The organism is Sphingomonas sp. (assembly GCF_003248515.1).
Lineage (GTDB): Bacteria > Pseudomonadota > Alphaproteobacteria > Sphingomonadales > Sphingomonadaceae > Sphingomonas_I.
On record NZ_QFOB01000012.1, the window covers coordinates 117,696 to 137,562 of the forward strand.

Below are 19,867 nucleotides of genomic sequence, written 5' to 3' on the forward strand. Positions count from 1 at the left end.
AGAACGGCCCTTCGGCAGGCGCGGGGCGAGCAAGCGGGATCTTCAATCCCGCATGAAATCGCCGAACAGCCAATCGTGGAAGATGCGGACGGCACGGTTCGACAGCCCCGTGCGGCGTGACGCGAACCAGTAGCTGTAGCTGGACTGAACCTTCGTCTGCACCAGATTGGCGAGACGATCGTCGTGCGACAGCTCGACATGATCCTCCAGCATGAAGGCAACGCCGAGCCCCTGCGCGGCCGCCTCCAGCACCACGGCGCCCGAATCGAAGCGATCGAAGGCCGCAGGCTCCAGCTCCGGCTCCCCGATCGCATCGCGCCATTCGTTGAACAATTCGGGAAGGTCGCGGTGGATGAGCACGGTCGCCCGCTTGATGTCGGCGGGCGAGCGGATCGCGTTTTCACCATGCAGCAGCGATTTCGAGCCGACCACGGCGATATTGTTGTGCGCGATGCGGCGGCTGTAGAAGGTGGCGTCCACCTCGCGCCCCAGCACGATCGCCGCATCGATGCCCTCGCCCAGCCGGGCCAGGGCGTGGGGCTGCGTGTCGATGTCGATATGAAGCTGGGGATGTTCCTGCCGCAGCTTGGGCAGGCCGGGCAGCAGTCGCTGCGACGCGAAAAGCTGTGGCACGCTGAGTCGGAGGCGTAACAGTTCCGATTCGCCCGTGGTTGCATCAATCGCAACGGCCAGTGCGTCGAGCGCCGGGGCGATGCGCGCGAGCAGCATCTGCCCGTCGCTGTTGAGAACCATCGCCTGATGGCGGCGCGCGAACAGCGGGCGCCCCAGAAAACGCTCCAGCGCCTGAATCCGTCGGCTCAGCGCCGGCGAGGAGAGCGCAAGCTCCTCCGCCGCGGCTTTTACCGAACCGAGCCGTGCCACTTGCACGAAAGCTTCAACAGCAGTCAGCGGCGGCAATCTTCGCATTTCCGCCTCCTTGTCTGACAAGTTTGGAAGCCGCAAGGCAGTTATGAATGCAAATTGCGTATTTCGCAACCGCGAACACGCCGTTCGCACTTGCACAAAAATCGGCCGGGCACCATAAAAGCCCTGCCTTTCAGGCATCCTCTCCTAGACTTAAGGGCTGGTCCTCCGGGGCTGGCCCTTTTTTTCTGCCTCCGTTACCCACGGCGCGCGCCGGATCGGTTGGGATCTCGCAATGTGGCCGCGCATTCCTATTTGCGGATGCCGCGAAAGGAGACGGCAAGAATGGCCGACAGCGAGACACGCAAGCTGCAGGTCGCCAATGCGCGACCGGACGATTCTGGGCGCGGCCTCGCCCGCCTTTCCCGTTCCACCATGGGCGCCCTGGGCCTCACCGAAGGCGACGTCGTCGAGATTGTGGGCCGCCGGGGGACACCGGCCCGCGCCGTGCTGCCCTACCCGGAGGATGAGGGGCTCGATATCCTGCGGCTGGATGGCCTCCAGCGCGCCAATGCCGGCATCGGATCGGGCGATTATGTCGAGGTGCGCAAGGCCGTGAGCCAGCCGGCGCAGCGTGTGGTTTTCGCGCCCGCGCAGCAGAATCTGCGGTTGCAGGGGTCGGGCGAGGCGCTGAAGCGCAGCTTCGGCATGCGGCCGATCACGGCGGGCGATGTCGTCGCCACCACCGGCCAGCAGCGGCTGGATCAGGGCGACATGCCGTCTGCGCTGCGCACGATGCTCAACGCGCCGGCTTTTTCGTTGCAGGAAATCCGGCTGACCGTGATTTCCACGACGCCCAAGGGCATCGTTCATATCGACGAGAATACCGACGTCGAGCTGCGCACCGAATATACGCCGGTGCGCGAGGATGGCGGCCGCCGCGCGGACGTGACCTATGACGATATCGGCGGGCTCGGCGCCACGGTGGATCAGGTCCGCGAGATGGTGGAGCTGCCGCTGCGCTATCCGGAGCTGTTCCAGCGCCTCGGCGTGGATCCGCCCAAGGGCGTGCTGCTCTATGGCCCTCCGGGCACCGGCAAGACGCGCCTCGCGCGCGCCGTGGCGAACGAAAGCCATGCGCATTTCTTCCTGATCAACGGTCCGGAGATCATGGGCTCGGCCTATGGCGAGTCTGAAAAGCGCCTGCGCGAGATTTTCGAGGAGGCGACGCAGAATGCGCCCTCGATCATCTTCATCGACGAGATCGATTCGATCGCACCCAAGCGCGGGCAGACGACCGGCGAGGCGGAAAAGCGCCTCGTCGCCCAGTTGCTCACGTTGATGGACGGGCTGGAGCCGCGCGCGAACCTCGTCATCATCGCGGCCACCAATCGGCCGGAGGCGCTGGACGAGGCGCTGCGGCGCCCCGGCCGCTTCGATCGCGAGATCGTGATCGGCGTGCCGGACGAGCGCGGACGGCGCGAGATATTGGGCATCCATGCGCGGGGCATGCCGCTGGGCGATCGGGTGGATCTGGATGAGCTGGCGCGCCAGACCTATGGCTTTGTCGGTGCGGATCTGGCCGCGCTGGCGCGCGAGGCGGCGATCGAGGCGGTGCGGCGGATCATGCCGCGCCTGAACCTTGAGGAGAAGACGATCCCGCCCGAGGTGCTGGATACGCTTTCGGTGACGCGCGAGGATTTCCAGGAGGCGATCAAGCGCGTCCAGCCTTCGGCCATGCGCGAAGTGATGGTGCAAGCGCCGAACGTGGGCTGGGACGATGTCGGTGGCCTCGACGAGGCGCGCGAGCGGCTGCGCGAAGGCGTGGAACTGCCGCTCAAGGATCCCGAGGCGTTTCGCCGGCTGGGCATCCGCCCGGCCAAGGGCTTCCTGCTATATGGGCCGCCCGGAACGGGCAAGACGCTGCTTGCGAAGGCGGTGGCGCGCGAGGCGCAGGCCAATTTCATCGCCACCAAATCCAGCGACCTTCTCTCCAAATGGTATGGCGAGAGCGAGCAGCAGATTGCGCGGCTCTTTTCCCGCGCGCGGCAGGTGGCGCCCTGCGTGATCTTCATCGACGAGCTGGACAGCCTCGTCCCCGCGCGGGGCGGGGGGCTGGGCGAGCCGGCGGTGACGGAGCGTGTGGTCAACACGATCCTGGCCGAGATGGACGGGCTGGAGGAATTGCAGTCGGTCGTCGTGATCGGCGCGACCAACCGGCCCAACCTGATCGATCCGGCCCTGCTGCGGCCGGGCCGGCTGGATGAACTGATCTACGTCTCCGTGCCCGACGAAGCCGGGCGCCGGCGGATCCTCGGCATCCACACCGCGAAGATGCCGCTGGCCGACGATGTCGATCTCGACGGGCTGGCGCGCCGGACCGAGCGTTTCTCGGGCGCCGATCTTGAGGATCTGGTGCGTCGGGCGGGGTTGGGCGCGCTCCGGGAATCGCTGGAGACGCGGCAGGTGACGGCGGCGCATTTCGCGCGTGCGCTGGAAGAGACGCGCGCTTCCGTGACGCCTGAGATCGAGCGCGAATATGAGCAGATCCAGGCGCGGCTGAAGCAGGATTCGCTCGCGCTGGAGCCGATCGGCTTCGTCTCGCCGGGCATGCTCAAGCCGCGCAGCTAGGCGGATCCGGGCCGTTGGGCCGGGGGTTGGGCAGGCGGGAACCCCGGGCTTCGGGCGGGGTGCTCGCCGCCCGGGTTTACCCCTCCGGCAGGGAGCCGCATTTCTCCGCCGGCTATCGCGCCCAGCGATAGCCGCGCGTCACGCCCGCGACGATCACCTCGTAATTCTCATACCATTCGGCCCGGCCCCGTGCGCGGATGGCGGCATGGCCCGCATGATTGCGCCAGGCGATCGCGGCTTCTTCATCGGCCCAGTAGCTGATCGTGATTCCGTGCCCGTCCGTGTCGCGCACGCTATCGATACCGAGAAAGCCGGGCTGGCGCCGCGCCTCCTCGTCCATCATCTTCGCGGCGGCGGCATAGCCCGCTTCATCAAGCCCATTGCGCAGGCTGCGGAAGATCACCGCGATGCCGGAACGTTTCGTCTCGTCCATGACCTCCCCTCTTTGGATTGCGTTGGTCCGGATGACGCCTCGCTTGCGTTTGCGTTGCGCATTTGCGACGGGTCAAAATTCGGAAAGTTCAAAGGACGATAAGATGACCTCACCTTCGGGGGAGCAGGTGCTCAAGCGGAGCGGTACACGCCGCGGGAAGGCCAAGCTGGGGCCGATGGGCATGTTCTTCCGGGAATTCCTGAGGCATCCCGTGATGGTCGGCTCGATCATTCCTTCGTCCAACAAGCTGATCGGCCACATGCTCTCCCGCACGGATTGGGAGAATACCAGGCTTTTCGTGGAATATGGGCCGGGCGTAGGCACGTTCACGCAGGCAATCCTCGATCGGCTGGGGCCGGATGGCACCTATATCGCGATCGATACGAACCGCGAATTCATCGACTATCTTGGCGATCGCTTCCACGATCCGCGCTTCGTCCCCGTCCATGGCTCGGCCACCGACGTTCGCCAGATCATCGCCGACAATGGCCATGAGCATGCCGATTATGTCCTTTCCGGCCTGCCTTTCTCCACGCTGCCGCCGGGAATCGGCCCGAAGATCGCAATCGAGACGCATGCGGCGCTCCGCGTGGGCGGCGCCTTCCTTGTCTATCAGTTCAATCCGAAATGCCGCGATTTCATGGCGCTGGCGTTCGATCGCATCGATCACGCCTTCGAGCCGATCAACATTCCCCCGGCCCAGCTCTACTGGGGCTGGAAGGACTGACCGCCACGAGGCTGCCCGAAGCCGCGCTGTCATCCTGAACCGGGTTCAGGATGACGTGAACGGATTATCGCGGGCGCGGGGCCAGACGTCAGACCCCTCCAGTCTCACCTTTCCGCAGCCGCGTCGTTCAGCGCCTCTCCCGTGAGGGGAGAGGCAGCGGCGGATTACTCCGCCGCCACCATCTCCGCATCCTGATCGTCCAGCGGCTGTTCGAGCCGCGTGACCATCTCCTTCGGCACCACCTGCCAGAAACGATCCCGCCAGCGATCCCAATCGTCGAGGATCGTGTTGGACCATTTGCTGTCGGTCGCGATCGCATGCGCCGCGATCAGCGATCGCAGGCGCTGCTCCCAATAGGTGGAGGCGAGGCGCTGCCAGAGGATGCTCTCCGGATTGGCGTGGGCCGGGAAGCTGCCATCCTCATCCAGCACGAAGGCCATGCCGCCCGTCATCCCCGCGCCGAAATTCTCGCCCGTGCGGCCGAGGATCACGGCGGTGCCGCCGGTCATATATTCGCAGCCGTTCGCGCCGCAGCCTTCCACCACCACGGTCGCGCCCGAATTGCGCACCGCGAAACGCTCGCCCGCCTGGCCCGCCGCATAGAGCTTGCCCGAAGTCGCGCCGTAGAGGACGGTATTGCCGATGATCGTGTTGGCGCGGCTTTCCAGCGGGCTGGAGACCGTGGGCCGCACGATGATCGTGCCACCTGAAAGCCCCTTGCCCACATAGTCATTGGCCTCGCCCATCACTTCCAGCGTGAGGCCCTTGACCGAGAAGGCGCCCAGCGACTGGCCGGCCGAGCCGCGCAGCTTCACATGGACATGGCCTTCGGCAAGCGAGTCCATGCCATATTTGGAGGTGATCTCGGCCGAGAAGCGCGTGCCCACGGCACGATGCGTGTTCCGCACCGTATAGGTGAGCTGCATCTTCTCGCGCCGTTCGAACACGGCCTTGGCATCGCGGATCATCTGCGCGTCCAGGCTGTCCGGCACCTCGTTGCGGAAGGTGTCGATCTGGAAGCGACGCTTGTCGTCCGCCGCGTCCACCTTGGCGAGGATCGGGTTGAGATCCAGATCGTCGAGATGCTCGGCCCCGCGGCTCACCTGCCGCAGCAATTCGGTGCGGCCGATGATCGCATCCAGGCTGGGCACGCCCAGCCGCGCCAGGATCTCGCGCACCTCCTCGGCGATGAAGGTCATCAGGTTGATGACCTTTTCAGGCGTGCCGACGAATTTCTGGCGCAGCGCCTCGTCCTGCGTGCAGACGCCCACCGGGCAGGTGTTCGAATGGCACTGGCGCACCATGATGCAGCCCATCGCGACCAGGCTCAGCGTGCCGATGCCGAATTCCTCGGCGCCCAATATGGCGGCGATCACGATGTCGCGGCCGGTCTTGAGGCCGCCGTCCGTACGCAGCTTCACGCGGTGGCGCAGGCCGTTGAGCGTCAGCACCTGGTTGACCTCGCTGAGGCCCATTTCCCACGGCGTGCCGGCAAACTTCACGCTGGTCTGCGGGGAGGCGCCCGTGCCGCCGACATTGCCGGCGACGAGGATCGCATCCGCATGCGCCTTGGCGACGCCCGCCGCCACCGTGCCGATGCCGGCCGAGGAGACGAGCTTCACGCAGACGCGCGCGCGCGGGTTGATCTGCTTCAGATCGTAGATGAGCTGCGCCAGATCCTCGATCGAATAGATGTCGTGATGCGGCGGCGGCGAGATGAGCGTCACGCCCGGCGTCGAATGCCGCAGCTTCGCGATCATCTCGGTCACCTTGAAGCCGGGCAGCTGCCCGCCCTCGCCGGGCTTGGCACCCTGCGCGACCTTGATCTCCACCTCTTCGGCAGAGCCGAGATATTCGGCGGTGACGCCGAAGCGGCCCGAGGCGATCTGCTTGATGACCGAATTGGCGTTGTCGCCATTCTCATAGGGCTTGAAGCGGCGCTTATCCTCGCCGCCCTCGCCCGAAACGGCCTTCGCGCCGATGCGGTTCATCGCGATCGCCAGCGTCTCGTGCGCCTCCGGGGAAAGCGCGCCAAGGCTCATGCCGGGCGTGACGAAGCGCTTGCGGATTTCGGTGATCGCCTCGACCGAATCGATCGGGATCGGCTCCCTGGCCCAGTTGAACTCCAGGAGATCGCGCAGATAGATGGGGGGCAGATCGCGCACCCCGCGCGAAAATTGCAGATACTGGCTGTAGCTGTCGTTCGTCACCGACGTCTGCAGCAGATGCATCAGCTGGGCCGAATAGGCATGGCTCTCACCGCCCGAACGCTGGCGATAGAAGCCGCCGATGGGCAGCGTGGAGACGCCCTCGTCGAACGCGGGATCGTGGCGCAGCTTCGCCGAATATTGCAGCGACGCATAGCCTTCGCCCGAAATCTTCGTGGGCATGCCCGGAAAGAGATCGTTGACGAGCGCGCGGCTGAGGCCGACCGCCTCGAAATTATAGCCGCCACGATAGGAGGAGATCACCGCGATCCCCATCTTCGACATGATCTTGAGCAGGCCCTCGTCGATCGCCTTGCGCCAGCGCTTGAAGCAATCCTTGAGCGGCAGATCGCCGAACAGGCCGCGCGCATGGCGGTCCGCGATCGCGGCCTCCGCCAGATAGGCGTTCACCGTGGTGGCGCCCACGCCGATCAGCACCGCATAATAATGGGTGTCGAGGCACTCCGCCGAGCGCACGTTCACCGAGGCATAGGAGCGCAGCCCCTTGCGCACGAGATGCGTGTGCACGGCGGCCGCCGCCAGCACCATCGCGATCGATACGCGCTCGGCCGATACGCCCTCGTCCGTCAGGAACAGCTCGCTCTTGCCCTCGCGCACGGCCTGCTCCGCCTCGGCCCGCACGCGGGCGATGGCGTGGCGCAGCGAATCCGGGCCGCCATTGGCCGCATAGGTGCAATCGATCTCCGCGTGGCTGCTCGCGAAATGCGCCTTCAGCGTCGCCCAGTCGGTGCTGGTCAGCACCGGCGAATCCAGCACGAGCACGCCCGATTGCTGGGCTTCCGTGTCGAGGATGTTGGCGAGATTTCCGAAGCGCGTCTTCAGGCTCATCACGCGGGTTTCGCGCAGGGAGTCGATCGGCGGATTGGTCACCTGGCTGAAATTCTGGCGGAAGAAATGGCTGATGAGCCGCGCTTTGTCGGAAATGACGGCCAGCGGCGTATCGTCGCCCATCGATCCCACCGCTTCCTTCGCGGTTTCGACCTGGGGCGCGAGGATCAGCTCCATATCCTCCATCGTCTGGCCCGCCGCTACCTGGCGACGGATCAGTTCGGCACGGCTATATTGCGGCACATGGTTGCCCGATGGCGCGGGCAGATCGTCCAGCGTGCGGAAGCCCTTCACCCATTCCGCATAGGGGGCTTCGGCCGCGATGCGCGTCTTGATCTCCGCATCCTCGTAGAAGCGGCCTTCCACGAGATCGATCGCGATCATCTGGCCGGGGCCCATGCGGCCCTTCGCCACGGCCGAGCTTTCCGGCACGACGACCATGCCCGCTTCCGAACCCACGATCAGCAGATTGTCCGCCGTGCGCAGCGTGCGCAGCGGGCGCAGCGCGTTGCGATCGACGCCGGCCACCACCCAGCGGCCGTCCGTCATCGCCAGCGCGGCCGGGCCGTCCCACGGCTCCATCACGCTCGCGAAATAATTGTACATCGCGTCCACGTCCGGGGCGAGATCGGCGCCCTGCCACGCTTCGGGCACGAGCATCAGCTTCGCGGTCGGCGCGTCGCGGCCCGAACGACAGATCGTCTCGAACACGGCATCCAGCGCCGCCGTGTCGGAGGCGCCCGCCGGGATGAGCGGCTTGATCTCTTCCGAATGCTGGCCGAACGCCAGCGAAGCCATCTTGATCTCGTGGCTCTTCATCCAGTTCTTGTTGCCGCGGATCGTGTTGATCTCGCCATTGTGGGCAAGGCAACGGAACGGCTGCGCCAGCCACCATTGCGGAAAGGTGTTGGTGGAATAACGCTGGTGGAAGATCGCCACGCGGCTGACGAAGCGATCGTCGCGCAGATCCGGATAGAAGACGGACAGCTCCTCGGCGAGGAACAGGCCCTTGTAGATGATCGAGCGCGTGGAGAGGCTGCAGATGTAGCAGCCCTGCACCTGCGCCTCGATCAGCTTCTTTTCGATCCGGCGGCGAACCAGATAGAGCTTCTTTTCGAACTCCGCCTCGCTCTCCTCGTCCGGCAGCGGGCCGGCGATCATGATCTGTTCGATCTCGGGGCGAGTCTGCATCGCCTTCTCGCCGATCACGGAGATGTCGACGGGCACCTGGCGCCAGCCATAGATGGTGTAGCCGAAATCGATGATCTCGCTCTCGATGATCGTGCGGCAGGCTTCCTGCGCGCCCAGATCGGTGCGCGGCAGGAAGATCATGCCCACGGCCAGCCGGTTCGGGCGCGGGCGATGGCCGGCGCTCTCGATCGCGTCGTCGAAGAAGGCGGCGGGGATATCGAGATGGATGCCGGCGCCGTCGCCGGTCTTGCCGTCCGCATCCACGGCGCCGCGATGCCACACGGCCTTCAGTGCATCGATCGCCGCGGTGACGACGCGGCGCGAGGCCTTGCCATCGGTGGCGGCGACGAGACCGACGCCGCAGGCATCGCCCTCGAATTCGGGACGATACATGCCCTCGTTCGCGATCCGCTCGCGTTCGGCGGCGGAGGGCAGGGGCAGATCGTGGATCGTGGTGGTCGTCATCGTCCGGCCATCCTTCAATTGGGCGTGGACATGAGGGGGGTCAGCTCGCGCTGGATCTCGGGCTGCAACTCGGCCATGGCCGGCGCGATCCGCTTCGGAATCTCCGCCTGCACCCAGGCAGTCGTCTGGGCGAGCACTTCGGGCATCTTCTCGTTCATCCGCTTGCCCAGCGGCGTGCGATAGAAAGCCGCGATGGCCTTCAGGTCCGCGACCGAGAAGCTCTGGGCGTAGAGGCGGATCGTGCGCGCCTCCACTTCCGGCTGCATCTCCGTCACGATCTTGGCCATGATCGCGGCCTGCTTCGTGCCGAGCCGGGCGAGCGCCGCATCCCAAGCCTGCGGATTGGTGGCGCGCTTCATCCGCATCTGCGAATTCTGATCGACAAAGGCGCTCAGCGCCGCGCCGGAGCGCATCAGCGAGAGTGTCTTCTCATTGCCCGCGAGCATCACCGCGCGGACGTTGCTGGCCTCGAACAGATCGCGCGCCGCCGCTTCGGCCGCCGGATCGAGCGGCGCTGCGGATTCGGCCGCTGCCGCCGGTGCCGATGCCGCCGCGGGCGCCCCGGCAGGAGCCTGCGCAAGCGCGGGCAGCGGCAGGGCTGCCAGCATCAGGCAGGCGAGCGCCCGTGCGCCGGGGCGGCTCATGCCGACACCAGCGCCGGCTGCGTGGCGGCAGCCTTGGCCTTCAGCCACACATGCATCCGATCGGCGAGATCGCGCCCGTCACGCACCGCCCAGACGACGAGGCTCGCCCCGCGCACGATGTCGCCCGCCGCGAACACGCCGTCGAGGCTGGTCATCATTGTCTTGTGATCGATGCGGATCGTGCCCCAGCGCGTCACGGCCAGTTCCTGCGCGCCGAACAGGCGGGGCAGTTCCTCCGGATCGAAACCCAGCGCCTTGATGACGAGATCGGCGTCCACGCGATATTCCGAACCCGGATCCACTTCCGGCGCGCGGCGGCCGCTGGCATCCGGCTGGCCGAGCCGCATCCGGGAGACCTTGACGCCGGCAACCTTGCCGCCTTCGTCGTGGAATGCCTCGGGTGCGGCGAGCCACACGAACTCGACGCCCTCTTCCTCGGCATTCTTCACTTCGCGCTGGCTGCCCGGCATGTTCGCGCGATCGCGCCGATAGAGGCAGCGGACCGAGGATGCACCCTGGCGGATCGCCGTGCGCACGCAATCCATCGCCGTATCGCCGCCACCGACCACGACGACATTCTTGCCGGCGGCATTCAGCGCGCCGCCGTCGAAGGCGGGCACGTCATCGCCGAAGCCCTTCCGGTTCGATGCGGTGAGATAGTCGAGCGCCTCCACGACGCCTTCGGCGCCGACGCCGGGCGCCCTGATCGCGCGCGCCTTGTATACGCCGGTGGCGATCACCACCGCATCATGCTTGCGGCGCAGATCCTCGAGCGTCGCATCGCGGCCCACCTCGAAGCTCTGGTGGAACACCACGCCGCCCGCCGCGAGGCGATCGACCCGGCGCATCACGATCGGCTTCTCCAGCTTGAAGCCGGGGATGCCGTAGGTCAGCAGGCCGCCCGCGCGATCGTGGCGATCATAGACATGCACCTCATAGCCGCGCGATCGCATCAGATCCGCCACGGTCAGGCCTGCCGGCCCCGCACCGATGATGCCGATCGACTGGCCCCGCGCCGGCCCCGGCACGAGCGGCTCAACCCAGCCATTCTCCCACGCCGTATCGGTGATGTATTTTTCCACCGATCCGATCGTGACCGATCCGTGGCCGGAAAATTCGATGACGCAATTGCCTTCGCACAGCCGATCCTGCGGACAGATGCGGCCGCAGATCTCAGGCATGGTGGAGGTGGCGTTGGAAAGTTCGTAGGCTTCGCGCAGCCGGCCTTCGGATGTCAGGCGCAACCAATCCGGGATATGATTGTGGAGCGGGCAGTGCGTGGAGCAATAAGGCACGCCGCATTGCGAGCAGCGCGAGGACTGTTCCTCCGCGCCCGCAAGTTCATAGACGCGGGAAATCTCGCCGAAATCGCGGGCGCGTTCCTCGGCGGACCTTTTGTCCGGATAAACCTGCCCGACCTTGGGAAATTGCAGCATGGCCATGAATGTCGCTCCCTCGTGGCGATGGCCATGAGGAAGCAGCAACAATGAGTCAAATGGTTAGGTAAGCAATGTTTACCTATTATGGGGCCGTCCTGATGCTTTTTTCGCCAATGGGACGGTTATGTCGGAAAAACTGGGTCCGATCCGGTTATAATATGCCTTTTAGCCAGAGAAGCCCGATCACGCCAGCCGCGATTCGATACCAGGCGAAGGGGCCGAAGCCATGCCGCGACACGAAGGTGACGAAGCCCCGGATCACGGCCAGTGCCACGATGAAGGCGACCAGAAAGCCGATGGCGATCGTGCCGAAGCCGACCTGTCCCGGCGCGCCGATCGCGTGGCTGTTCTTCGCAAGCTCCAGCGTCGAGGCGCCAAGCATCGTCGGGATGGCGAGAAAGAAGCTGAATTCGGCGGCCGTCCGGCGTTCCACGCCCAGGGAGAGCGCGCCGAGGATCGTCGCGCCCGATCGGCTGACGCCGGGGATCATCGCGATACACTGGATCACGCCGATGCCCAGGCTGGTGCGCACGGGCAGATCGGCGACGCCCACCAGATCCTGCTTTTTCGCCAGCCTTTCGATCACGAGGATCGCGATTCCGCCGAGCACCAGCGCCACGCACACCACATCCGGTCGGCCGAGCAGCGCCTCGATCTGCTTGTGCAGCGCGAGGCCCACGACCGCGGCGGGCAGGAAAGCGAGGAGCAGGTTGCGCAGGAAGCGCCACGAAACCGGATCGCGCCGGATCAGGCCCATCGCGACCGCCCAGAAGGTGCGCCAGTAGAGCACGATCACGGCGAGGATCGCGCCCAGCTGGATCACGACGTTGAACAGCGCCCACTTCTCCTCGTCATAGCCCAGCAGGGCACTGGCAAGGATCAGATGGCCGGTGGAGGAAACGGGCAGGAATTCGGTGAGCCCCTCGACGATGCCGAGGAGGATCGGTTCTGTCACGCTCATCGCGCACTCCGGCGGGAGGAGAGGGTGTGGCTCAGGCCGGGGCGTTCAGGCTGAAGCGGCCCTGGCGCCGATACCGGACCAGCCACGAAGGCGCGACCACCTCGATCGGCTTGGGATCGATATCGAATGCGGCGAAGCCGGGGGCGCCTGCCGAAACGAGATTGTCGGTCTGCAGCATCGCCCATTGATCGGCGGTGATCGGCGAACCCGGCAGTCGCGCGAGGATACTGGCAATCCCGTCCGGCACGGGCAGGAAGGAGGGCTTGGCGCCAACGGCGCCGGCGGCCCATGCGTTAAGCTCCGCCATGCTGATCGCGCGCGGGCCGCCCAGTTCGTAGGTCTGGCCGGCATAGGCTTCGGAATGGAGCGCGGCCTTCGCCACGGCCTGCGCCACATCGGCGACCCAGGCGGGCTGGAAACGTGCCGCGCCGCGGATCACCGGCAGCACCGGCAGGCGTGCCGCCATCGCCGCGAACTTGTTCACGAAATCATCCTCGGCGCCAAAGAGGATCGAGGGACGGATGATCGTCGCGCCTGGGAAGGCCTGTGCCACTGCTGCTTCGCCCTGCGCCTTGGTGCGCGCATAGGCTGATGCCGCGCCCGCATCGGCGCCGATCGCGGAAATCTGAACGAAGGCTTTGGCGCCCGCCGCCTTTGCCGCCGCCGCCGCGTTGCGCGCACCCTCGACATGCAGCTTCTCGAAATCGCCCGAAAGCACGCCGACGAGGTTGATCACCGCATCCGCGCCTTCCACCGCGCGCCGCACCGATTCGGCATGCGTGATGCTCGCCGCCACGAACTGCGCCTGGCCGAGGCCGGCGAGCGGCTTCAGATAAAAGGCATCGGAAGGATCCCGCTCCGCGATGCGGACGCGCGCGCCCGCCGCCATCAGCTCCTGCGCGACATAACGACCGAGAAAGCCGCCACCGCCGAACAGCGTTACCAAAGCCACCATCGTTCCTTCCCGGTTCGTGCGGGCATTTTGTGCACCGCGAAGAAAGCCTCCATTGCCCGCCCGTTCGGCACCATGCAAGCAATCAAGCGCCAGCCGGTTGACAAGCCCGTGCCCCGCCACCTAAAGGCCCGCGCCTACCCCGTGCCCAGATGGCGGAATTGGTAGACGCACCAGCTTCAGGTGCTGGCGATCGCAAGGTCGTGGAGGTTCGAGTCCTCTTCTGGGCACCATTCGGGTGAGAATCACCGGCAACCGTCCGGGGCGATCCAGCCCAATCCGACACGAGACCAACACATTTGTTGGTGTTTTTGTTGGTGCTGGATCGACCCGGCAAAGCTGGGACCAACATGATGCTGACTTACATCCAGATCGCTTCCGCCAAGCCCTCGGCGAAGCCCTTCAACCTCGCCGATTCCCAAGGCCTGTTCCTGACCGTCAAGCCCAACGGCTCGAAACTGTGGCGGTTGAGCTATCGCTATCTCGGTCGACAGAAGACCTTTCACATCGGCCCCTGGCCCGACGTGAGCTTGGCTGAGGCCCGTGTGCGCCGGGACGAAGCACGCAAGCAGATCGTGGCCGGTCTCGACCCGGCCCTCGAAAAGAAACGCGCCCGCGTCTCCGCGAAGATCGCCGCTGCAAACACCTTCAAGGATGTGGCGGAGGAATGGGTCGCCAAGTGCGAGCGGGAGGAACGTGCCGCAATCACGCTCGACAAAATCCGGTGGCTGCTCGGGATGGCCTATCCGATGATCGGCAGTCTTCCGATCTCGGACATCTCGCCGCAGGAGGTCCTGGCGGTGCTGCGCAAGGTCGAGGCGACCGGCCGTTATGAAAGCGCGCGGCGGATGCGCAGCGTATTGAGCCGGGTATTCCGCTATGGAATCGCCACAGCGCGAACCGACCGGGATGTTGCCGCCGACCTGCGCGGCGCCCTCATCACCCCGAAGGTCAAGCATCTCGCGGCAATCACGACGCCCAAGGAGGTGGGCGCGCTCATGCGCGCGATCCAGGGATATACCGGACACGGAATCACGGCGATCGCGCTGCGGCTGTCGCCTCATCTGTTCGTGCGACCCGGCGAGCTGCGCCAGGCCGAATGGTCGGAAATCGATGTCGACAAGGCAATCTGGTCACTGCCGGCCGAGAAGATGAAGATGCGTCGCCCCCATCGCGTACCGCTTTCGCCTCAGGTGCTCGCGATGCTGGAGGAATTGCGTCCGTTTACCGGCGACGGACGCTTCCTCTTCCCGTCGTTCCGATCGCCCCGCCAATGCATGTCGGAGAATACCATCAATGCGGCGCTGAGGCGCCTGGGGTATGCTCAGGATGAGATGACCGCTCATGGGTTCCGTGCGATGGCGGCGACCCTGCTCAACGAGATGGGCATCTGGAATCCAGACGCGATCGAGAAACAGCTTGCCCACCTCGACACGTCGATGGTGCGCCGCGCCTACACGCGCGGCGAATATTGGGACGAGCGCGTCCGCATGATGCAGCACTGGTCGGATCATCTCGATGAGCTCCGCGACGGTGCAAAAATTCTTCGCCCGCAATTCGGACAGAACAGGGATAAGGGGGCATGACCGACACGTTAGCGTCTATGGGAAGGCCTCCCCACATCGAGCTATTCCTGCTCATATATTCATGAGCACATCTCAGAAACTTGCTCATATATGTGAGCGACATTGATCGTTTTGCTCACATATCGGCAGTGCAAACGCTAACCTTCGGTCAGTGCTTTGAGGCTTTTGTAGGGAATAAGCGTGGAGCGGCCGACCTTGACCGTCTCCAGGTCGCCCGACTGGATAAGTTCGTAGAGTCGCGATCGGCTGAGGCCTGTCAGTTGAACGGCGGTCGATATGCGAACCGTGAGAGGCTCGATGTAAACGGCGTTGGATTGGCCTTCGCTATTATGTGCCATTTCTCAAGCCTTCGATTTGCTGCGTGCAAAACCCCGATCGCTGTCGAGAAAAGCCGTAAGCATGGCGGGAATGAGTTCGGCCAACGGCTCGGCGACGCCGTAGGCCTGCTCATAGGCGACCGCATAGGCCTGAAGCGCCTGATGCAGGTCGGGCGGGAGCAGAACAGCGAGTTTGACCGGCGTGCGATCAGGAAGTTTGCCGAGTTTGAGGTCTGTCATGTCAGCGCCCTCCCGCCGGAGCGAATACCAGATCCTTATGGACCACCAGCCGCACGGGCGCGCCGGGGCGGATGGTGATCGTCGGCTGGATGTTGAGATTGCGCCCGGTGATCTGGTCGCCGGCGCGTGAAACGGTATCCTGCGTCGAGAGGCGGATCGCCTGCACGAGATCGCTCTGGCCGGACAGCGCGAGTTCCGATCCGACCCCGAGCAGCGTCGACAAGGCGATGCCCTTCAAAAGCTGCCAGGTGTGGAAATCGACCTTGTCCTGCAAACCGGCATAGCCGGACGGATCGGTCGCCGGCACATTGTCGATGCGCAGCGAACTCCCGTTGGGCAGCATGATCCGCTGCCAGACGATCAGCGCGCGCTTCTGCCCGAATGCCACCACACTGTCATAGCTGCCGATCAGCCGCGATCCTTGCGGCACCAGCAGCAGTCGGCCGGTGGCGCTATCATGGACATTCTCGGTGATCTGCGCGGTGACCAGTCCGGGCAGGTCGGAACGCAGCCCGGTGATGAGGCTCGCCGCAATCACGCTGCCGGCTGACAGGGTATATGGCGATGGCGCCGGGGTCAGCGCATGCGGATTGACGTCGCCGCGCGGGTCGAGACCCGCTACGAACGCCGCCTTACGCCCCTGCGCGTTGGGATCATTGGCGGCATCGAGCGCGACCTTACCGGTTTCCGCGTCCGGTGCTGATGGCACTGCCGCGCTGGGCACGACGGCCACGGTGCTACCGGACGTCCCGCCCTGACGGTTCTGCACCAGCAAACCCGATTCCCGTGCCGCCTTCAACTCGGCAAGCTGCTGCGTGCGCTCTGCGGCTTCGGCCTGCTGCATCTGCTGATCGGCGGGGCCGATCCCCGCCGCCAGTGCCCGCTGATGATCGAGGATCGGCTTGCCGAGATCGCCGGGCAATGGCGGCCCCAGCTTCGGCACATCGCCATAGCTGGCGGGCGCTCCGTTCAATGTGTCGGCCGGTGGGCGCGTATCGGGCTGCGACAGCTCCTCGGGCGCTGCGACGCGATGGAATAGGCGCGGGCTCAATGCCATCCATGTCACCGCGATCAGGCTGACCGACCCGATCGCCGCGATGGCGATGATGACGCCGCGCCGGAACCGGATCGCACGCGGCGGCCGGGCGCGCAGCACCAGCGTCTCGGGATCGACCTTGGGCGCCGGGGTTGGCGCAACCATGGTGTCGCTCATGATTTCCTCCGGCGCTGGGCAGCTTCATCAGTGCGGGCGATGCGCACGACCTGTTGCTTCTTGAGTCCAAGCCGCAGCTCGGCGACATCGAACAACCGGTCGACCACATAGAAGCGACCTTGGACACGATAATTGACGAGGCTCGCCTCGCCCTTCGCATCGACGAGGAACAAGGGCGGCGCCTCACCCACCGTGATGCTCGCCGGAAATTCGATGAACGTCTGCCGCCCGTCATCGAACGCCCGTAGCGGCCGCCACGGTGCGTCGTCGCCCGATACCACATAATTGAAATGCAACTGGTCGAGCGTCAGTCCGGTCGAGACCGGCGCGACGGCCTGCGCCTGTTCTGTCGCACGACGCAATGCGATCAGTTCATCCTGGGGATAGGTCCAGGACAAGGCAGCCATCGCAGTACGGCCGGTACTGATCAGCGCGAGGTGATAGCTGCGCCGGTCAGTCGTGATGACGATGTTGGTCGAGAGCCCCGCGGCGAAGGGCTTCGCCAAGATATGGGTCCGCTTTGTGTCGCCGCTGCCGCTGGTCGTATCACCGATCACCCAGCGCACGGTATCGCCGGCGGCGACATCGCCCAGCACCTCGCCGGGCTGCAACGCGATGTCGGTCACCTGTCCGGGCGCGGCATAGACGCGGTAGATCGCGCCTTCGCTATAGGGATAGACCTGCACCGCGTTGATGAACCCGATGCTCGCGGGTTCCTGTGTCGCGGCGCGATTGGCGGCTCGGACGCGCAGTTCGGCCGGCGACGGCGGCACCTTGCGATGATGCGTGACCGGTGGAGCTGCCGGAACGGGAGAAGGAGATGCCATGGGTGTCGGGGATGGCGTCGGCATCGCAACCGGCATGGCGGTCGCGGGCTGCGGCGGGACCGGTACGGTCTGCGCGAAGACGGGCGCGACGCCGGCGAGCGCCGTCGCCACGAGGACGACATGTTTCATGAGCGGATCTCCGATTAGGGCTGGGCTGGCTGGGCAAGGGTCGGGTCGAGCGGCGATCCCGACGGGATGGTTGTGGCGGGTGCAGGTATCGCAGCCGGCTTGGGTGCTGGCGATGCCGCTTCCAGCTCGCGGCTCCAGTCGATCGCATCGACATAGAGGCCGAGAGGGTTCTTCCGTAGCGTGTCGGCATTTTTCGGCGCATGGATCTCGACCGTCACGATCGCGGTCCAGTGCGCGGTGCCTGCGGGGCTACCGTGCTCATAGGCGGTCTCGATCCACTTTACCTGGAACGAGCGGTCGGACGCGCGGACAACGCTGGTGACCTGCACCGAGACGGTGCGCTCCCCGACCTGCGCGAACGGGTCACTGGCCCGCGCATAGGCACCGAGGAACACCGCGCCGCGCTTCGTCGTGAAGTCATAAGCGGCGAGCCAGTTTGCACGCATCAGCACCGGATCCAGCGAGCGTCCGCGCACGTCGTTGATGAAACGGCTGAGGAACCAGGCGATCTGCGGATCGGTCGGCTGGTAGCTCTTGTCCGCCGGACTTACCGCGCGTGCCTCGCCAAGCCGGTCGACCGTCACGACGTAGGGCACGACCCGGCTCTGCATCGACTGCCAGAGCAACCCACCAGATAATATGGTCGTAAGTCCGAGACAGCCGAACGCCATCAGCCGCCAGTTGCGGGCCTGCAAGCGGGCCGAGCCGATCCGCTCGTCCCAGAGTTGCCCGGCGCGTTGGAAGGGCGTTTCGGGTTCGGGAGTTCGTCCATAACGCTGGACGGCACGCTTGAAGATCATGGGATCAGTCCCTTTCCTTGATGTCAGGAGCGGCGCCGTGACCACCACGATCGCCCGACTGGAGCGCGTGGATGGCCATCTGGCGGTGATGACGGGCGGCTTGCGTCGACTGGAGTTGGCGCGCCCAGCCCGGCATGGCGTCTGTGCCGGCGCCGGATGCCTTGGTGGCGGATGCCAGGCCGGTATTACCCGCATCCCATGCCGCCTGCCGGCCACGCTCGGCGGCTGCGCGCAGGCCGAACGCATTGCCGACCTTCTGGCTGGCAGCGCCTTTGGCGGCGGTGGCGATGCCGCCAAGGCCGGCGCCGACCGAAGCGGAACCGGAAGCTTCTTGCCCAAGCTTATAGGCAGTAGACGCGGCCGATCCCATCGCCGTGCCGGCGCGAACGGCACTGAGACCGGCCCCGCCGATGCCCCGTGCGGCTGCGGCACCCGCACTACCCGCAAGCGCAAAACCGCCAGCGGCGAGCGCAGTCGTCGCTACCGCCGATCCCGCGCCGAGTTGCGGCGCACCGGCGACGAGGCCGGAGGCGATGCCGGGCCCGAAGATGCCAAGGCCGAACAGCGCGAGACTGGCGAGCACCAGGCTCATCGCCTGACCGATGTCGGGTTCCTGGCCCTGCAGGGCGGTGGTGAACTGCGTGAAATAGTTCGAGCCGATGCCGACGATGACCGCGAGCACCATGACCTTGATGCCGGACGAGACCACATTGCCCAGCACGCGCTCGGCGAGGAAGCTCGAGCGGTTCCAGAAGGCGAACGGCACGAGGATGAAGCCGGCCAGGCTGGTCAGCTTGAACTCGAGGATGGTGACGAACATCTGCACTGACAGGATGAAGAAGGCGAGGATGACGATCACCCAGGCGACCAGCAGCACGATGATGGTCAGGAAATTGTCGAAGAAGCCGGTGAAGGTGGTGAGCTGCGAGACCTGCTCGACCAGTGGCCAGGCCGCCGAGAAGCCGGTCCCTGCCAGACGGCCGGGTTTGAGCAGATCGTCCGCCGACAGCGTTCCGCCGCCTGCGGTCAGACCCGCCTGCGCGAAGGAGCGGAAGATGATGTCGGCGAGCGTCGAGAAGCTGTTCAGGATGAATGCGAACGCGCCGATATAGAGGACTTTCCGGATCAGGCGTCCGAGAACATTGTCTTCGCCGCCCAGCGCCCAGAACAAAGCGGCCAGCGTCACGTCGATCGCGATCAGCGTGCGCGACAGGAACGACACGTCGCCGCCGAGCAGGCCGAACCCGCTGTCGATATAGGCGATGAACGCCGCCATGAACTGGTCGATGATGTTGAGGTCCGTCACGGGCGATCGGCTTTCTGTGATGAAGAGGGAATGCCGCGGGGTGCGCCGGGGAGCTGGACGCACCCCGCGGCGACGGCGACGGTGAG

Annotated in this window: 16 protein-coding genes and 1 tRNA gene; 4 read left to right on the top strand and 13 right to left on the bottom strand. The window is 65.5% G+C overall.

The features are described from left to right. Positions 1-42 precede the first annotated feature (42 nt). Entirely contained in the window at positions 43-927 is an 885-nt protein-coding gene (locus DI605_RS17495) for a LysR substrate-binding domain-containing protein (RefSeq protein ID WP_293976419.1), read from the bottom strand. A 282-nt stretch (positions 928-1,209) separates the two neighbouring features. Between DI605_RS17495 and DI605_RS17500 the strand changes: the two genes are divergently transcribed. Beyond that, positions 1,210-3,495: a CDC48 family AAA ATPase gene (locus DI605_RS17500; RefSeq protein ID WP_293976421.1), complete on the top strand. Its 2,286-nt coding sequence runs from the start codon at positions 1,210-1,212 to the stop codon at positions 3,493-3,495. A gap of 112 nt (positions 3,496-3,607) precedes the next feature. On the opposite strand, the gene DI605_RS17505 is transcribed toward DI605_RS17500, so the two are convergent. Next, positions 3,608-3,928, bottom strand: coding sequence for an antibiotic biosynthesis monooxygenase (locus DI605_RS17505; RefSeq protein ID WP_293976423.1), 321 nt, complete (start codon positions 3,926-3,928; stop codon positions 3,608-3,610). Between the two features lie 103 nt (positions 3,929-4,031). Here DI605_RS17505 and DI605_RS17510 point away from each other — a divergent pair, with 103 nt between their 5' ends. Next, positions 4,032-4,655, top strand: coding sequence for a methyltransferase (locus tag DI605_RS17510; RefSeq protein WP_293976425.1), 624 nt, complete (start codon positions 4,032-4,034; stop codon positions 4,653-4,655). A gap of 164 nt (positions 4,656-4,819) precedes the next feature. Here the strand turns inward: DI605_RS17510 and gltB are convergent, their stop codons facing one another. The 5 genes from gltB to DI605_RS17535 form a co-directional block, all read right to left on the bottom strand. Continuing rightward, a complete protein-coding gene (gltB, locus tag DI605_RS17515; RefSeq protein WP_293976427.1) occupies positions 4,820-9,367 on the bottom strand; it encodes a glutamate synthase large subunit in 4,548 nt (1,515 codons plus the stop codon). A 14-nt stretch (positions 9,368-9,381) separates the two neighbouring features. Then, positions 9,382-10,011, bottom strand: a complete 630-nt coding sequence (locus tag DI605_RS17520) for a DUF2059 domain-containing protein (protein ID WP_293976429.1) — start codon at positions 10,009-10,011, stop codon at positions 9,382-9,384. Beyond that, positions 10,008-11,453, bottom strand: coding sequence for an NAD(P)-dependent oxidoreductase (locus DI605_RS17525; protein WP_293976431.1), 1,446 nt, complete (start codon positions 11,451-11,453; stop codon positions 10,008-10,010). Before DI605_RS17525 ends, DI605_RS17520 begins: the two co-directional genes overlap by 4 nt. 148 nt (positions 11,454-11,601) lie before the next feature. Beyond that, a complete protein-coding gene (locus DI605_RS17530) occupies positions 11,602-12,411 on the bottom strand; it encodes an undecaprenyl-diphosphate phosphatase (protein WP_293976433.1) in 810 nt (269 codons plus the stop codon). Between the two features lie 31 nt (positions 12,412-12,442). After that, positions 12,443-13,366 carry a complex I NDUFA9 subunit family protein gene (locus DI605_RS17535; RefSeq protein WP_293976435.1) on the bottom strand — a complete coding sequence of 308 codons (924 nt, stop codon included), beginning with the start codon at positions 13,364-13,366 and terminating at the stop codon, positions 12,443-12,445. Between the two features lie 143 nt (positions 13,367-13,509). Between DI605_RS17535 and DI605_RS17540 the strand changes: the two genes are divergently transcribed. Together DI605_RS17540 and DI605_RS17545 are read left to right on the top strand one after the other, a co-directional pair. Further along, positions 13,510-13,596: transfer RNA gene (locus DI605_RS17540), tRNA-Leu, on the top strand. Between the two features lie 120 nt (positions 13,597-13,716). Beyond that, on the top strand, positions 13,717-14,949 hold the full coding sequence (locus DI605_RS17545; RefSeq protein ID WP_293976471.1) for an integrase arm-type DNA-binding domain-containing protein: 1,233 nt from the start codon (positions 13,717-13,719) through the stop codon (positions 14,947-14,949). Between the two features lie 137 nt (positions 14,950-15,086). Here DI605_RS17545 and DI605_RS17550 read toward each other — a convergent pair whose 3' ends face one another. The 6 genes from DI605_RS17550 to trbL are packed head-to-tail and all read right to left on the bottom strand — an operon-like array spanning position 15,087 to position 19,781. Continuing rightward, positions 15,087-15,287, bottom strand: coding sequence for a helix-turn-helix domain-containing protein (locus DI605_RS17550; RefSeq protein ID WP_293976437.1), 201 nt, complete (start codon positions 15,285-15,287; stop codon positions 15,087-15,089). 3 nt (positions 15,288-15,290) lie between these two features. Beyond that, the gene (locus tag DI605_RS17555; RefSeq protein ID WP_293976439.1) at positions 15,291-15,506 is read right to left on the bottom strand and encodes a DUF2274 domain-containing protein; all 216 of its coding nucleotides are present in this window, start codon (positions 15,504-15,506) and stop codon (positions 15,291-15,293) included. Position 15,507: 1 nt separating this feature from the next. Continuing rightward, positions 15,508-16,719 (bottom strand): TrbI/VirB10 family protein, encoded by a 1,212-nt coding sequence (locus DI605_RS17560; protein WP_293976441.1) that lies wholly within the window; start codon positions 16,717-16,719, stop codon positions 15,508-15,510. Next, positions 16,716-17,675, bottom strand: coding sequence for a P-type conjugative transfer protein TrbG (gene trbG / locus DI605_RS17565; RefSeq protein ID WP_293976443.1), 960 nt, complete (start codon positions 17,673-17,675; stop codon positions 16,716-16,718). Before trbG ends, DI605_RS17560 begins: the two co-directional genes overlap by 4 nt. 14 nt (positions 17,676-17,689) lie before the next feature. Further along, positions 17,690-18,475, bottom strand: coding sequence for a conjugal transfer protein TrbF (trbF, locus tag DI605_RS17570; protein ID WP_293976445.1), 786 nt, complete (start codon positions 18,473-18,475; stop codon positions 17,690-17,692). A 4-nt stretch (positions 18,476-18,479) separates the two neighbouring features. Further along, positions 18,480-19,781, bottom strand: coding sequence for a P-type conjugative transfer protein TrbL (gene trbL / locus DI605_RS17575; RefSeq protein ID WP_293976447.1), 1,302 nt, complete (start codon positions 19,779-19,781; stop codon positions 18,480-18,482). Positions 19,782-19,867: the final 86 nt, after the last annotated feature.

What these genes read in the sequence shown, in the direction of transcription:
- DI605_RS17495 (WP_293976419.1), bottom strand. Translation starts at nt 927, where the DNA reads ATGCGAAGATTGCCGCCGCTGACTGCTGTTGAAGCTTTCGTGCAAGTG.
- DI605_RS17500 (WP_293976421.1), top strand. Translation starts at nt 1,210, where the DNA reads ATGGCCGACAGCGAGACACGCAAGCTGCAGGTCGCCAATGCGCGACCG.
- DI605_RS17505 (WP_293976423.1), bottom strand. Translation starts at nt 3,928, where the DNA reads ATGGACGAGACGAAACGTTCCGGCATCGCGGTGATCTTCCGCAGCCTG.
- DI605_RS17510 (WP_293976425.1), top strand. Translation starts at nt 4,032, where the DNA reads ATGACCTCACCTTCGGGGGAGCAGGTGCTCAAGCGGAGCGGTACACGC.
- gltB (WP_293976427.1), bottom strand. Translation starts at nt 9,367, where the DNA reads ATGACGACCACCACGATCCACGATCTGCCCCTGCCCTCCGCCGCCGAA.
- DI605_RS17520 (WP_293976429.1), bottom strand. Translation starts at nt 10,011, where the DNA reads ATGAGCCGCCCCGGCGCACGGGCGCTCGCCTGCCTGATGCTGGCAGCC.
- DI605_RS17525 (WP_293976431.1), bottom strand. Translation starts at nt 11,453, where the DNA reads ATGGCCATGCTGCAATTTCCCAAGGTCGGGCAGGTTTATCCGGACAAA.
- DI605_RS17530 (WP_293976433.1), bottom strand. Translation starts at nt 12,411, where the DNA reads ATGAGCGTGACAGAACCGATCCTCCTCGGCATCGTCGAGGGGCTCACC.
- DI605_RS17535 (WP_293976435.1), bottom strand. Translation starts at nt 13,366, where the DNA reads ATGGTGGCTTTGGTAACGCTGTTCGGCGGTGGCGGCTTTCTCGGTCGT.
- DI605_RS17545 (WP_293976471.1), top strand. Translation starts at nt 13,717, where the DNA reads ATGCTGACTTACATCCAGATCGCTTCCGCCAAGCCCTCGGCGAAGCCC.
- DI605_RS17550 (WP_293976437.1), bottom strand. Translation starts at nt 15,287, where the DNA reads ATGGCACATAATAGCGAAGGCCAATCCAACGCCGTTTACATCGAGCCT.
- DI605_RS17555 (WP_293976439.1), bottom strand. Translation starts at nt 15,506, where the DNA reads ATGACAGACCTCAAACTCGGCAAACTTCCTGATCGCACGCCGGTCAAA.
- DI605_RS17560 (WP_293976441.1), bottom strand. Translation starts at nt 16,719, where the DNA reads ATGAGCGACACCATGGTTGCGCCAACCCCGGCGCCCAAGGTCGATCCC.
- trbG (WP_293976443.1), bottom strand. Translation starts at nt 17,675, where the DNA reads ATGAAACATGTCGTCCTCGTGGCGACGGCGCTCGCCGGCGTCGCGCCC.
- trbF (WP_293976445.1), bottom strand. Translation starts at nt 18,475, where the DNA reads ATGATCTTCAAGCGTGCCGTCCAGCGTTATGGACGAACTCCCGAACCC.